Origin of the sequence: Aliiroseovarius sp. S2029 (genome assembly GCF_023195575.1) — a bacterium.
GTDB lineage: Bacteria > Pseudomonadota > Alphaproteobacteria > Rhodobacterales > Rhodobacteraceae > Aliiroseovarius > Aliiroseovarius zhejiangensis.
The window spans coordinates 1-13682 of sequence record NZ_JALPQE010000012.1 but is presented as its reverse complement, the minus strand read 5'-3'; the positions used below and the strand labels follow the sequence as shown (position 1 = coordinate 13682).

Here is a 13682-nt window from a genome sequence, read left to right as displayed (position 1 = left end):
CCGTCCCGCGTCCCAACCGCGCCATCAGCGCCGCCGGTGAAGGGGGTTCTAGGCCTACCCGCTAAGAGTCGCAACCCCTTTTTTTAGAAAAATGCCAAATTGGCGAAATCTTTTTGCAGACCCTTATGAAATTGGGGTTCTAGGCCCCTGTTTCAAGGGGACGGGGTTTGTGGCGGGCCAAGTCGCGCGGTTTCTCGCGCGCTTTTCCAAGGATTTTCACCCATCGACGCAAATCAATCTTGTTTCGCCCCGGCAAATCAGTTGATTCCAGTCATCGCAGATTCGTGCGGAGTATCCGGCGATGCGGGTCGCGTTGCAGATGAGAAGACAAGATACTGTCCAGTGACCAAACCGCAGAGTGGCTGCACGAAATACTGGCCGAGGGGTTCTGCAAAGCCCGCGCCGGGTTTTGACATCCAGCAACCGTGGTGCAGTCGCATTTCGGATATGAATAGACCCAGTTGGAAGAAGCGATTGGGGTGCTTGTGGTCGGAGTGTAGGGCCACGCCCGATCTTGGGTAGGCGTTTCACGAACGCCGCATTACGCACGGCGGTACTTCAATCACAACGATGCAATAATCTGGATGTCGCAATACGCCCTCCCGGTGGAAGGGTCGGGCGTGGCCCGTACAGGGCACAGGCCGGTGTTCGCTAGATTGATTTAAGTACCTATCGCCTACCAAAAACAGAATGAAGACCGCTCGTTCACCCAACACGCTTCATTACGAATGAGATCGAACTGACTGTTGTGTGCATGGCTCGCGTATGGCTCTCCGTTCCAGAAGACTTCCCCAATACCTTTCGACACCACATTCAGATGTCCCCAGAATTGGCCATTGTAAGTCTGAAAGTGAAACGACCCGTCTCTCTCGGTAGGTGTGAACTCACAGATCCCGTCCACAAATCGCGTTCCGCTTTCAATGACTAGGCAATTGGCTTCACGACCAACGCCGATCTCGGCTGTGGCCGATTGGAGAGCTGCGGCAAGCACGAATGGAGCACAAATAAAGGATCGCATAGCGGACACTTTCAAATAGTTCATGTTCGCCCAGAGATAGAACCGTCACCTCGAACAAACCAGAAAAAACCCCCGCCGATTTCTCGACGGGGGTTTTAATTCTTTCTACCGGGTGCGGCCCGCGAGTTTCCTTCGGAAATTCGCTACACCGTACTCATGAAGATTGGTTTACCAATCTTCGCGCACCACGACGCGCGATTTGATCGGCAGTTTCATCGCGGCAAGACGAAGAGCTTCGCGAGCAACGTCGTCGTTGACGCCGTCGATCTCGAACATCACGCGGCCCGGCTTCACTTTGCAGGTCCAGCGGTCCACGGAACCCTTACCTTTACCCATACGAACTTCGATGGGCTTGGCGGTGACCGGGGTGTCCGGGAAGATGCGGATCCATACACGACCCTGACGCTTCATGTGACGCGTCATGGCACGACGGGCAGCTTCGATCTGACGTGCAGTCACACGCTCAGGCTCGAGAGCTTTCAGACCGTAGGATCCGAAGTTCAGGTCAGAGCCGCCTTTGGCCTCACCCTTGATCCGGCCTTTGTGCATCTTGCGGAATTTTGTACGCTTTGGTTGAAGCATATCTCAGCCCTCCTTAACGACGGCCGCCGGCGCCACGGGGCGCGGGACCTTCCTGGAGTTCCGCTTGACGACGATCACGAGCAGCAGGATCGTGCTCCATGATTTCGCCTTTGAAGATCCAGGTTTTGATGCCGATGATGCCATAAGGCGTCATTGCTTCGGCGTGGGCGTAGTCGATGTCAGCGCGCAGGGTGTGCAGCGGCACACGGCCTTCGCGATACCATTCGGTACGGGCGATTTCAGCGCCACCAAGACGGCCAGCAACATTCACACGAATGCCAAGGGCACCCATACGCATTGCGTTCTGCACGGCGCGCTTCATGGCTCGACGGAAGGACACACGGCGCTCAAGCTGCTGCGCGATCGATTCAGCGACCAATGCGGCGTCCAGCTCGGGCTTGCGCACTTCAACGATGTTGAGGTGCAGTTCCGAGTCGGTGATCTTGGCGATTTTCTTGCGCAGAGTTTCAATGTCTGCGCCTTTTTTGCCAATGATCACGCCGGGGCGGGCAGTGTGGATCGTAACGCGGCACTTTTTGTGCGGACGTTCGATGATCACACGGCTGATGCCGGCTTGCTTGCATTCGGTCTTGATGAAGTCACGAATTTTCAGGTCTTCCAGAAGAAGATCACCGTAATCTTTCGTGTCTGCATACCAGCGGCTGTCCCAGGTGCGGTTGACCTGAAGACGCATGCCGACGGGATTGACTTTATTACCCATTAAGCTTGCTCCTCAACTTGACGCACCTTGATGGTGAGTTCCGAGAACGGTTTGATGATTTTGCCGAAACGACCACGGGCACGCGGGCGACCGCGTTTCATGGTCAGGTTCTTGCCGACATAGGCTTCCGCCACGATCAGTTCATCAACGTCCAGGTTATGGTTGTTCTCGGCGTTGGCGATGGCGGACTGAAGGCATTTCTTCACGTCCTGAGCGATACGCTTGTTCGAGAAGGTCAGGTCGTTCAGAGCCTTGTCAACCTTCTTGCCGCGGATCATGCCAGCAACCAGGTTCAGTTTTTGCGGGGACGTGCGAAGCATGCGGGTTTTCGCCATTGCTTCGTTATCGGCCACGCGGCGGGGATTTTTATCCTTACCCATGGCTTACTTCCTCTTCGCTTTTTTATCAGCCGCGTGACCGTAATAGGTCCGCGTCGGTGAATACTCACCGAACTTCTGGCCGATCATGTCTTCGGTCACATTCACGGGGATGTGCTTGTGGCCGTTATAGACGCCAAAGGTCAGACCCACGAACTGGGGCAGAATGGTCGAACGACGCGACCAGATCTTGATGACCTCGTTTTTACCCGACTCGCGGGTTTTCTCGGCTTTTTTGAGGACGTAAGCGTCAACAAAAGGGCCTTTCCAGACAGAACGTGCCATATCTTAACGCCCCTTCTTCTTGGCGTGACGCGAGCGGATAATCAGCTTCGACGACGCCTTGTTCTTGTTGCGGGTGCGCGCACCCTTGGTCGGCTTGCCCCACGGGGTCACCGGGTGACGACCACCCGAGGTCCGGCCTTCACCACCACCATGGGGGTGGTCGATCGGGTTCATGACGACACCACGGACGCTGGGGCGGATGCCTTTGTGGCGCATACGACCGGCTTTACCGTAGTTCTGGTTCGAGTTGTCGGGGTTCGACACGGCACCAACGGTGGCCATGCATTCCTGACGCACAAGGCGCAACTCGCCCGAGCTCAGACGGATCTGGGCGTAACCGCCGTCACGACCAACAAACTGGGCATATGTGCCGGCTGCACGGGCGATCTGGCCGCCTTTGCCCGGTTTCATCTCGATGTTGTGCACGATGGTACCGATGGGCATGCCCGAGAAGGGCATCGCGTTACCGGGCTTCACGTCGGCCTTGGCCGAAGCGATGATCTGGTCGCCAACAGCCAAACGCTGCGGGGCCAGAATGTAAGCCTGTTCGCCGTCTTCGTATTTCACGAGCGCGATAAAGGCTGTGCGGTTGGGGTCGTATTCGATCCGCTCAACTGTGGCGGCGACATCAAACTTCGAACGTTTGAAGTCCACGATACGATAGAGACGCTTTGCACCACCACCACGGCGGCGCGACGTGATCCGTCCGGTATTGTTCCGACCACCCGATTTAGTAAGACCCTCTGTCAGAGCCTTAACCGGGCGACCTTTCCAAAGCTCCGAACGGTCGATCAGAACCAGCCCACGCTGGCCTGGCGTCGTCGGTTTGTACGACTTGAGTGCCATGCTTTCTGTCTTCCGTTGCTTTGAGGCAGTCACCTGCCTGAGTTACAGGGCCCCGAAGGTCCCCAAATTCCAAATGTCACAAGGCCCCGGAACGAATCCGAGGCCACGCGACCTGCGCGATGTATCAGGGATGGTGGGGGGTGTCTAGGGCAGAGTGAGGTTTCTCACATCACAACATCTATCCCGCGCGCGGGGCACGGATCAAGTAAGCTCAAGGCAACTTTTTGGAGATTTCCACGAATTGGTGTATTGTGCCACACACGTTAACCATTTTTCATGTTTTTCAATTCTCGCCAATTATTTCTGGAGGGGGACTCCTTTATGAAACAGAAACTACTCATAGCCGGGCTGGCCTGTGGCTTGGCCGTCGGTGCTGCGAATGCCGCAGTGATCGACTTTGAAGAGTACTCTCACACCGCAGGTGCCACACCAACCACGCAAGGTGATGTCACCTCGATGGGTTACTTGTTTGATTCAACCACCAACCATACCCACTTTGCCAACAACTTCGGTGGTGGTGATAGCGGTTCGACCTTCTTCGGAAGTGACAACTTCGCCGGCGTGTCTTCGCTGACCATGTCACGGATCGGGGGCGGGGCGTTCAACCTGGCAAGTCTGGATCTGGGAGGCTGGTTTGAACCGTCAAGTTCGCTTCAGATCACCGGGAACCTGACCGGTGGTGGCACAACATCTGTGATCCTGGCGCTCGGAGCCTTCACGACCTACAACCTGAACTGGACCGGGCTGAGCAGCGTTGTATTCAACTCGCTCGCCGGATCAGGTGACCAGTATTTCGGCATGGATAACATCCAGGTTGCCGCTGTGCCGGTGCCTGCTGCACTTCCACTGATGGGCGGTGCCCTGGCTCTTCTGGGGTTTGCAGGCTGGCGGCGCAAACGCGAAGACCGCGCATAACCGAACGCACATAGGCCACATTAATACGGCCGACGCAATCTGCGTTGGCCGTTTCCATGAGGCACGACCTGCTGCGAGCGCGGCTCACCGACCTGTGCGATCTGTCAGGGATGGAGTGGGATAGCTGGTGGAGGGTGCGGTAACTCAGCTGATCCCCAAAAGACCATTCATGCAACAGGACACCACAAGGTGGCGCAGGTCCGGCTTCGTTCAAAGCGCGAATTTCATTGACCTGAAACCACATCGCGATGAACATGGCGTTTCATCGGAGGGGTATGAATGTTCATTGAGTTTCTACTCACGTCGCTTGTGGTCGTGCTTTTGCCCGGCACAGGTGTGATCTACACACTTTCCGTCGGTCTTGACAAAGGGTTCAACGCAAGTGTCGCGGCGGCCATAGGGTGCACGCTGGGCATTATTCCAGCCGCCGTCGCCAGCATCGTAGGATTGGCCGCCCTTCTTCACACAAGCGCACTGGCCTTTCAGGTGATCAAGTTTCTGGGGGTCGCCTACCTGTTTTACATGGCGTGGAAGATATTGCGGGACGATCGCGCTATGGACGTTTCGGAAAGCAGGATACAAACCGGCAGTGTGCGGATCGCAACGACGGGCATCTTGCTAAATGTTCTGAACCCCAAGCTGTCCCTGTTCTTTCTGGCCTTCCTGCCACAGTTCATTTCCCCAACCACCTCGGACCCGACCGCATCCTTGATCGGCCTTGCCGCTGTTTTCATGGCGATGACATTTGTAGTCTTCTTGATCTATGGCGCATTCGCCGCATATGCGCGGGACTATGTCATTCGCCGCCCCTCCGTCATGAAGTGGATAAAACGGTGTTTTGCGGGAACTTTCGGGTTTCTGGGCGCAAAGTTGGCCGTGTCCAACTAGGTTAGGCAGGAAAGACGCGCATATCGTTCTGCACGAAGGTTCACTCACCCACGCAGCCAAAACGGCCAATCGGTTCAGACCACAGCACCATGAAACTACCCCCTTTCCCTCTGCCCCAAAATCCCCCATCCTTTCGGAAACAAGTCAATGGGGACAATGTGATGAAGAAGTTGGGTATTTTTCTGGGCACCGCTGCGCTTTCGCTTTCTGCCTGTGTCAGCCCGGAAGGGGCAAGCGGTGGGGCGGACACGCGGTCGTTCGGTTCGGTGCCAGAGAACGTGCGCGCGATTGCGGCGCCGGGGCAAGACCTTAGCGATGTGCGGATCAATAACGCGGACGGGTGTTTCGTCTATCGCTACCAAGGTCCTGTCGAAACGACCTATCTGCCGCTCAGAAACCGCAAGGGTCAGCCGATCTGCGCCAAGCGCGATGAGCCGCCCGCCGCGTGACGGTCGGCGCGCTTAGCTGCGCGCCGTTATGCTTTCGGCCGGGTAAAGATGGGCGGTCACGCCGGTTTCAACCTGATCATACAGCCCGATGATATGCGCCATCACCATGCGCACACAGCCCGAGCTTGCCCGACCACCAATGGACCGCGGCACAGGTGAGCCATGGATCCGCAGATAGGTGTCGCGGTTGCCCTTATAAAGATAAAACGCCCGTGCCCCCAACGGGTTGCGCGGACCACCATCCATTCCGTCCTCAAGCGGGCCATAGGTTTTGGGGTCGCGCTTCACCATATCCTTGGTGGGAATCCAGATCGGCCACTTTGCCTTGCGGCGGATCGTGAAAGTGCCGGGTTCGTACAAATCACCGCGCCCAATCGCTACGCCATAGCGCATCGCCGTCCCGTCCGCGCGAATATGATACAAATAACGCGCGACGGCATCGACATGAATGTCGCCAGGTTTCAGGCCTGCATTCGCCTGAACCAGTTTGGGCAAAAAGCGTGGGTGCAGACCCCAGGGGTTCGACGTAAACGGGTCATAATTCGCGGGCGTCACCTGCGCATCATAAGCGGCCCATCTGGAACTGTCCGATACCGGGCGCCGTTTGGTTTTGACCGGCGCAGATGCCGCAGCAGGGGTTGTCGCCTGATCCTGCGCCCAGACGGGCGCGGCAATCGGCGCCGAAAACAGGGCGGCAGACGTGATAACAAAATGGCGTCGGGTCAACATGGGCAGATACCTCGTTTCAAGATGAGCAGATCATCGAACTTTTCCAACTTAGTCAACACTAGCGAAATCGCGAGTCAAAATCCGGTGTGCGGTGTAAAGCGACCCGAAAACGTGACTGAATAACCCCATTGGTTAGGCATGCCATTGCGAATGGCAGCGTAGCGGACTTTGCTGCCTTTTGTCTTATCTGTTCCAATGGCTGGTCTTACACTTCGCTACAAAATCCAACCCGCGGCAATCACATTGTGCTGGAATGGGACATACCTCAACTATATCGGTCACGCCAAGCGGCGGGCGACTTTCCATAACAGTTTTTGAATGCTCGTGAAAATGCGGCTTCGGTACCGTAACATGATCCAAAAGCGATTTCTGCGATGCTTTCATTTGAATGCCGTAGCTTTTGCGAAGCGAGAAAAAGTCGCCACTGGCGCAGGTATTGCATCGGCGACATATCGAGCACCCTCCTGAAATTTTCTGACAGCAAACTCTTTGATTGACCAGCCTCGGATGCGAGTTTCACCAAGGTCCAGTTCTTGTTTGGCCTATCGTGGATTTGTGCCAAGCAATTCGCGAGCCCCTTGTCCTGAACGGCAGCCAACCAACCGACAACTTGTGACGGGTTGCGCACTATCTGCCGTCGTAAGACCTCGAGCAACGCTATTTCTGTCAGGCGTTCAAGCACCTGAGGGCTTCCAACTTGAGGTAAGTCCACCTCGGTGACGATCTGCGCGACAATCGCTGCCAGCCAATCATCGCCGTCGCGAGATTGTGTGCTCAAATGAATTAAATCCGGAAGCTGTGATCTGAACGGCGCAAAGTCCTTTATGTCGCTTATGACGTATCCACACAGTATACGGACCTCTGCTTCATCGTCGCCATAGCGCATGATCGGTATTTTCTCCCAGGGGGCTGGCGGAAGGTCGCCGCCTGGGTCAAGAATGGGGCCACCTTCTCCAACACCGATCCAGTGCGAGGCTCCAAACGGTAGCAAAACGATATCCCCTTCGGATAGCGTTCGTCGCACGCCGTCATACTCCAGCCAGAGCGTTCCACTGGCGACGATATGGAAGCCAATCGCCTCTTTTGGCTTGAAAGGCGCCGGTGTCGCGTCCGTGCGCCACGTTCCGGTGGGATTATAGCAGAATTGCTTTGAGCTCACGATCCGAGTGTGGCGCAACACATCCGAAATCAACGCGTATTGAACGGTGTCATCAAGTTTTGGAATTTCGGCCAAACCTGCCGGAACTCTAGCCATATCCACCCTTTCCGATGCGCCGCACAATGTCTCCGAGTTCAACTGCAAGATGGAGAAGCATACCATGAGCACTGGAACGGACAAACTAGTGGTGGTCATTACCAAGGGGATCGAGTCCGAACTGTCCTCGGTCGCACTGACGATTGCCAATGGAGGCCTGTCATCGGGTCTGAACGTCAGCCTGTTTCTTACCAGCACCGGCATAGATCTTGTGCGAAGAGGCGGGCAGACGGTGACCCATGTTCCGCCATTGGAGCCTCTCGCTGAGATGATCGAAAACTTTCTAGACCGAGGCGGCGTCATTTGGGCTTGTCCACCTTGTGTGAAATCGCGCGGGTATGACGCCGGCGATCTGCTCGATGGTGTCACGATCACCGGCGCGGCGGCTATGCACGAAGAAATTAAGGCGGGCGCGGCAACTCTTTCTTTCTGAGCGATCGGCACCACGTGCGTTCAGGACAATTGTTCTGCATGTCGCCGAACATCTACACGCTGATATGCAATTGAATGCCGCATCGCCAAACGCAAGCAACACAAGGACCGGACTTTCGTGCGCGGTGCAGCATCACGCACTCCGGTCTCAAAGCAAACATTCCCCCTCAAAAGGAAAAGCCCCCACCTTTCGGCAGGGGCCTTCATTTCTTACATCAGCCTGACGATCAAAGGCCGGTGGTCACGTCGATCGTGTTGCCCTCTTCCAGGGTTACATAGGCTTTCTTGACGTCTTTACGCTTGCCCAGCTGGCCGCGGAAGCGTTTGACTTTGCCCTTGGTGATCGACGTGTTGACGGCTTTCACCTTCACGCCGAACAGGGTTTCGACAGCTTCCTTGATCTGCGGCTTGTTGGCGTCCATCGACACTTCGAACACAACCGCACCGTTCTCGGATGCCATGGTTGCTTTCTCGGTGATGAGCGGCTTGCGGATCACGTCGTAGAGTGCAGCTTTATCGGTCATTTCAGGCGAGCCTCCAGAGCTTCGACACCTGCTTTGGTGAGCACAAGCGTGTCACGTTTCAGGATGTCATAGACGTTGGCGCCCATGGTCGGCAGGATGTCCAGGCCGTCGATGTTCTTTGCAGCGCGTGCAAAGTTCTCGTTCACCTCGGCACCGTCGATGACCAGAGCACGTTTCCAGCCCAGGTCCTTGACCTGCTTGGCCAGAGCGGCGGTTTTACCTTCCGAAGCGGCGTCCTCGATCACGACCAGTTCGCCGGCTTTCGCCTTGGCGGACAGGGCGTGTTTCAGACCCAGCTTGCGGAATTTCTTGGTCAGGTCGTGACCGTGCGAACGCGGGGTCGGACCCTTATAGATACCACCTTTGCGGAAGATCGGCGCGTTACGGTCACCGTGGCGTGCGCCGCCGGTGCCCTTTTGGCGATAGATCTTCTTGGTCGAATAGCTGGTTTCCGAACGCGTCTTGACCTTGTGGGTACCGGCTTGCGCGTTGTTGCGCTGCCAGCGGACCACACGGTGTAGAATGTCGGCGCGTGGCTCAAGACCGAACAGGGCCTCGTCCAGCTCGACCGAACCGGCTTTCTTGCCGTCCAGTTTGATTACATCAAGTTTCATGCTTCACCACCTTCCGCGGGTGCTTCTTCCGCAGGAGCTTCTGTTGCAGCGGTTGCAGCCGATTTCAGCGCCGCCGGGAACGGAACGTTCTCGGGCAGCTTCTTCTTCACGGCGTCTTTCACGGTGACCCAGCCACCTTTCGAGCCAGGGACAGCGCCCTTGATGAAGACCAAGCCGCGATCGGCGTCAGTTTTCACGACTTCCAGGTTTTGAGTGGTCACGCGGACCGAACCCATGTGGCCGGCCATCTTCTTGCCCTTGAACACCTTGCCGGGGTCCTGACACTGACCGGTCGAACCATGCGAACGGTGGCTGATCGAAACACCGTGTGTGGCGCGCAGACCGCCGAAGTTGTGACGCTTCATGGCACCGGCAAAGCCTTTACCAATCGACGTGCCTGCGACGTCAACCTTCTGACCTTCCACATAGTGTTCGGCCGAAATCTCTTCGCCCACGGCGATCAGGTTGTCGGCGTCAACGCGGAACTCCACCAGCTTGCGCTTGGGGGCGACGCCCGCCTTGGCGAAGTAACCGCGCATCGGCTTCGAAGTGCGTTTTGCTTTTGCGTCGCCAGCACCCAGTTGAACAGCGGTATACCCGTCCTGTTCCGCGGTGCGGTTGGCCACAACTTGCAGGTTGTCCAGTTGAAGAACGGTCACAGGAATCTGCTTGCCGTCTTCCATGAAAAGCCGGGTCATGCCGACTTTCTTCGCGATAATTCCAGAGCGCATCTGTGATACCCTCCTTAGACCGAGATCTGGACGTCAACGCCAGCAGCCAGGTCGAGCTTCATCAGCGCGTCCACGGTCTGCGGGGTCGGGTCAACGATGTCGAGCAGACGCTTATGCGTGCGGATCTCGAACTGGTCGCGGGATTTCTTGTCAACGTGAGGTCCACGCAGAACAGTAAACTTCTCGATTTTGTTCGGCAGCGGGATGGGGCCGCGAACGTTTGCACCGGTCCGTTTGGCAGTGTTGACGATCTCTTGTGTGGAGGCATCCAGCACGCGATAGTCAAACGCCTTCAGACGGATACGAATGTTTTGACTTGTCATAGCATTCGCCCTTTCAGGCAGAGAGTTGATAGGACGACAGGAAGCTCATTCCCCCTGCCCTCGTCGAACCCCGGGAAAAAACGAAAAGCGGGACCGAATCCCGCCAACGCCGCTTTCCCCAGCGAACTCGCGCGTCTTACAGGGGTTGGCTGTGTGTGACAAGGGGCAATGTGGCCCGATGCCCCAAGTTTACCCGACCGTGGCACAGCCTGTCAGGCATAGGCGGGTTGCATGGCTGCTTCGTCAAGCCGCAGCCCGTGCGCGCCGTATCTGCCCTTCAACAGAAAGCCCTGCTGTGTGACCTCTGGATACTGATCGGCCCAATCACGATATCGGTCGTTGGTCACGACAACGGCATTCAGTTTGCGCGCGGCACCAAGAATAGCCTGGTCTGCGACAGTGCCCTTGGAAACGACCGTGACCTTGCCCCGACGCAAGTTCAGCATCTTTTCAAAATCCCGGTCGTGCAGATAACGATCTGCCAGAATATACCCTGCGTTCGCGTCAAAAAAGAAATGTGGAGAATACCCGCCCGCGACAAGGTTCTCCGCTACGTCACGCAACGGTTGGAAGCTGGGATCACCATCCTGCCAGTGCATGACGTTGGACCCGTCAACGATAATCCACTTACGCGCGGCAGAGGCGCGTGTCAGGCGACGCTCCGCCACGGCTGGGCTGCGTGTTTGACCATGCTCTTTCAATGACGTCCCGCGACGCCGCTTTTTCGGGGCAGGCGCATCCACGACCGGCCTGCGCGGTCGTGACAAAAACCGTTTCAGCAGCAAGAAGATGCTCGCCCCCGCGATTGGCCCCGCCAGCAACAGGATATCCGCCCATTCAGGCACCAGCAGCGCTGCAATCATGTAGACAGTTGAAAGAATGGCGATGGAAACAAGAAAGACCAAAGCTGTCATCCCTATGGCGATCAATCAGGGCAGTTTGCAACGTGCAGTACACGCCCATCTCAGTTCGTTACTGCCCTTTTCAGGCACAAACAAGGCAAATTCTTGCCTATGTGGTGCAGCGGAAGATGGAACCATCTCTCGGGGTCCGCGTTGGGTGGTCGACTGGCGCAGTACGGCGCCGCGTTACAATAAAGGAGAAATCCGATGATGACATACAAGACCCTTACCGCTGGCCTGCTGGCTGCCTCGATGCTGACAGCACCCGCTTTTGCTGACGACATGACCATGGTGAAAGAGGTCGATGTCGAAGTCGAACTGGAAGACCTGGCCAATGCCAATGCCGCCGCGCACTGGACCATGATCGAAAATGATCTGGAAAACGCTATTGTCGAACGCCTTGTGGGCCGCACTGATGACGAAGGCGTGCGCATCAGCATCGATATTGATGAAATTGAACTGGCGAACACCCTGCAAAACGCAGCCGGAGTTGCCGATTCATCCCTGTCAGGCCGTGTGAAGATCCTCAGCCCGAACGATAACTCCAAGTTCGAGACCTATGATCTGTCGGTGGCGTTCGATCAGGCGATCCTGTTCCTGCCCGAAGGGTTCGACGTGACAGCACTGACCACGGACAGCAAGGAATATTATGACGGAATGATCGCGGCCTTTGCCGATCACGTCGTCAAACGTCTGGATGGGTAACGACATCATCCGTCACCACACCAATCAACACAAAAAAGGGCGTCCCGAGGGACGCCCTTTCCGTTGGCACATCAATGAAGTTGATTAAGCTGTGGTCGGCTTAAATCTCCGCCCCCCGCGCGATCAGCAGGTCGGTGGGCGGGGTCCGCAGAAGCTCGGCTGTGAAAGAACCCAGACCGGTGAAAGACAGACTGCGCGTGTTCGCGCCAACCGCGATCAGGTCAGGCTTGTAGGCGCTGATCTCTTTTTGGCACCCTGAACCATACCCGTCATGCACAAGTTCGGTCTTCGGGAGCGAGGCAGGAAGCCCTTCAGCCCAAGCCTCAGCCTGTGCCTCGGTTTCGCGTTGCACCTCGCGCGCGAAATCCGACGATCTCCCGCCGGTCAGACCCTGGAACGGTGCCATCCAGAGATGGAACAGTCGAAACGCCGCTTCGGGTGCAATGCAGTGCGCGGTCCGAACCGCGCGGTGACATGCGGCAGAGAACGCCACCGGTGAAAGCACCCGGCCATAGCCGCCATGAACCGGGTCCGTGACCAGCAGCACCGGCGTAAAGGATTTCGCGACCACGCTCTCGACCGTGGTCTGCCGAAACCCGTCCAGAATGCCCCGGTCGCGATGCCGACCGGCGACCACGAGGTCGACGTCTGCAGAGTTTACGGCGTCGATCAGGCGCGGGATTGGATCGCCGATCTCGACCTGAACCTCGAATGGCACATCCCCGGCGAGGCTTTTTGCCGACGCCTCCAGATGGACGCGGCACCTTTCGAGCAGTTCCGCGGCCAGATTTTCAGGAATACTGTCATCGATGACCGACAGCACTCTGACCCGAGCGCCGAGCTCTTTGGCCAGAAGGAAACCACGTTGAAGTGCCCGGTCCGACCGTGCTGACAGATCCGAAGCAATGAGAATCGACTTGATAAGCATGTGTTCTTTTCCTTTCGCTTGAGCGACGAGACTGGCTTTGTTTGGCGGTGGTATTTGCGTCAACGTTCGCGCGGGCGCGGACCAGGCGACAAGTATTGCCGCCCCCGCGCGCTTTTGATGGCGACTTCATCAAATCAGGTTCGACGCGGGCAATGATTGATCTGGGTCAATCAAAACGCACAACTTATTAGTGTTTCCCCTTTGGAACACTCAAACTGGCACCTGGGACATCTCGCGACCATGGTCGGACCATGAGGAAATCCGGCGAAGCGTTGGGGCACGGCTGAATCACGGACGCTGACTGCTCGATGATCTTGGCCATCTGTTTGTTTGTGTTTCTCAGATCATCTTTCGGCGTGGCATAAAAAAAAGGGCGTCCCGAGGGACGCCCTTTCCGGTCAAGAACGTGAGGCGTTCTTACTCGATGATTTTCGACACAACGCCCGAACCGACGGTGC

General features: G+C 56.7%; 18 protein-coding genes. 5 read left to right on the top strand and 13 right to left on the bottom strand.

Going from position 1 to position 13682, the window contains the following annotated elements:
• Positions 1–1186: 1186 nt before the first annotated feature.
• The 5 genes from rplP to rplB are packed head-to-tail and all read right to left on the bottom strand — an operon-like array spanning position 1187 to position 3829.
• Complete coding sequence (gene rplP, locus MUY21_RS15770) at positions 1187–1600, bottom strand: 50S ribosomal protein L16 (RefSeq protein ID WP_108857553.1); 414 nt, start codon at positions 1598–1600, stop codon at positions 1187–1189.
• 13 nt (positions 1601–1613) lie between these two features.
• Complete coding sequence (rpsC, locus tag MUY21_RS15765) at positions 1614–2321, bottom strand: 30S ribosomal protein S3 (protein ID WP_248411237.1); 708 nt, start codon at positions 2319–2321, stop codon at positions 1614–1616.
• Positions 2321–2701 carry a 50S ribosomal protein L22 gene (gene rplV, locus MUY21_RS15760; RefSeq protein ID WP_191287448.1) on the bottom strand — a complete coding sequence of 127 codons (381 nt, stop codon included), beginning with the start codon at positions 2699–2701 and terminating at the stop codon, positions 2321–2323. The genes rpsC and rplV overlap by 1 nt, the downstream gene beginning before the upstream one ends.
• Before the next feature lie 3 nt (positions 2702–2704).
• Entirely contained in the window at positions 2705–2983 is a 279-nt protein-coding gene (gene rpsS / locus MUY21_RS15755) for a 30S ribosomal protein S19 (protein ID WP_246928015.1), read from the bottom strand.
• Between the two features lie 3 nt (positions 2984–2986).
• A complete protein-coding gene (gene rplB / locus MUY21_RS15750) occupies positions 2987–3829 on the bottom strand; it encodes a 50S ribosomal protein L2 (RefSeq protein WP_191287450.1) in 843 nt (280 codons plus the stop codon).
• A gap of 321 nt (positions 3830–4150) precedes the next feature.
• On the opposite strand from rplB, the gene MUY21_RS15745 reads away from it, so the two are divergent.
• From MUY21_RS15745 to MUY21_RS15735, 3 genes are all read left to right on the top strand, one after another.
• Positions 4151–4744, top strand: a complete 594-nt coding sequence (locus tag MUY21_RS15745) for a PEP-CTERM sorting domain-containing protein (protein ID WP_248411236.1) — start codon at positions 4151–4153, stop codon at positions 4742–4744.
• Positions 4745–5023: 279 nt separating this feature from the next.
• Positions 5024–5632, top strand: coding sequence for a LysE family translocator (locus tag MUY21_RS15740; RefSeq protein ID WP_248411235.1), 609 nt, complete (start codon positions 5024–5026; stop codon positions 5630–5632).
• Between the two features lie 161 nt (positions 5633–5793).
• Positions 5794–6081 (top strand): hypothetical protein, encoded by a 288-nt coding sequence (locus tag MUY21_RS15735; protein ID WP_248411234.1) that lies wholly within the window; start codon positions 5794–5796, stop codon positions 6079–6081.
• A 12-nt stretch (positions 6082–6093) separates the two neighbouring features.
• Here MUY21_RS15735 and MUY21_RS15730 read toward each other — a convergent pair whose 3' ends face one another.
• Together MUY21_RS15730 and MUY21_RS15725 are read right to left on the bottom strand one after the other, a co-directional pair.
• Positions 6094–6810 (bottom strand): L,D-transpeptidase, encoded by a 717-nt coding sequence (locus MUY21_RS15730; RefSeq protein ID WP_248411233.1) that lies wholly within the window; start codon positions 6808–6810, stop codon positions 6094–6096.
• Between the two features lie 265 nt (positions 6811–7075).
• The gene (locus tag MUY21_RS15725; protein ID WP_248411232.1) at positions 7076–8065 is read right to left on the bottom strand and encodes an AraC family transcriptional regulator; all 990 of its coding nucleotides are present in this window, start codon (positions 8063–8065) and stop codon (positions 7076–7078) included.
• Positions 8066–8129: 64 nt separating this feature from the next.
• On the opposite strand from MUY21_RS15725, the gene MUY21_RS15720 reads away from it, so the two are divergent.
• Positions 8130–8498, top strand: a complete 369-nt coding sequence (locus MUY21_RS15720) for a DsrE family protein (RefSeq protein ID WP_248411231.1) — start codon at positions 8130–8132, stop codon at positions 8496–8498.
• A gap of 226 nt (positions 8499–8724) precedes the next feature.
• Here the strand turns inward: MUY21_RS15720 and MUY21_RS15715 are convergent, their stop codons facing one another.
• The 5 genes from MUY21_RS15715 to MUY21_RS15695 all read right to left on the bottom strand — a co-directional run bounded on the left by MUY21_RS15715 (position 8725) and on the right by MUY21_RS15695 (position 11594).
• The gene (locus MUY21_RS15715) at positions 8725–9021 is read right to left on the bottom strand and encodes a 50S ribosomal protein L23 (RefSeq protein WP_191285953.1); all 297 of its coding nucleotides are present in this window, start codon (positions 9019–9021) and stop codon (positions 8725–8727) included.
• Positions 9018–9635: a 50S ribosomal protein L4 gene (gene rplD / locus MUY21_RS15710; protein ID WP_248411230.1), complete on the bottom strand. Its 618-nt coding sequence runs from the start codon at positions 9633–9635 to the stop codon at positions 9018–9020. Before rplD ends, MUY21_RS15715 begins: the two co-directional genes overlap by 4 nt.
• A complete protein-coding gene (rplC, locus tag MUY21_RS15705) occupies positions 9632–10366 on the bottom strand; it encodes a 50S ribosomal protein L3 (RefSeq protein ID WP_248411229.1) in 735 nt (244 codons plus the stop codon). Before rplC ends, rplD begins: the two co-directional genes overlap by 4 nt.
• Before the next feature lie 14 nt (positions 10367–10380).
• Positions 10381–10689, bottom strand: a complete 309-nt coding sequence (rpsJ, locus tag MUY21_RS15700; RefSeq protein ID WP_091428130.1) for a 30S ribosomal protein S10 — start codon at positions 10687–10689, stop codon at positions 10381–10383.
• A 212-nt stretch (positions 10690–10901) separates the two neighbouring features.
• Positions 10902–11594, bottom strand: coding sequence for a hypothetical protein (locus MUY21_RS15695; RefSeq protein ID WP_248411228.1), 693 nt, complete (start codon positions 11592–11594; stop codon positions 10902–10904).
• Between the two features lie 207 nt (positions 11595–11801).
• Here MUY21_RS15695 and MUY21_RS15690 point away from each other — a divergent pair, with 207 nt between their 5' ends.
• Positions 11802–12296, top strand: a complete 495-nt coding sequence (locus MUY21_RS15690) for a hypothetical protein (RefSeq protein ID WP_248411227.1) — start codon at positions 11802–11804, stop codon at positions 12294–12296.
• Positions 12297–12396: 100 nt separating this feature from the next.
• On the opposite strand, the gene MUY21_RS15685 is transcribed toward MUY21_RS15690, so the two are convergent.
• Positions 12397–13224, bottom strand: coding sequence for a universal stress protein (locus tag MUY21_RS15685; protein ID WP_248411226.1), 828 nt, complete (start codon positions 13222–13224; stop codon positions 12397–12399).
• Between the last annotated feature and the right edge of the window lie 458 nt (positions 13225–13682).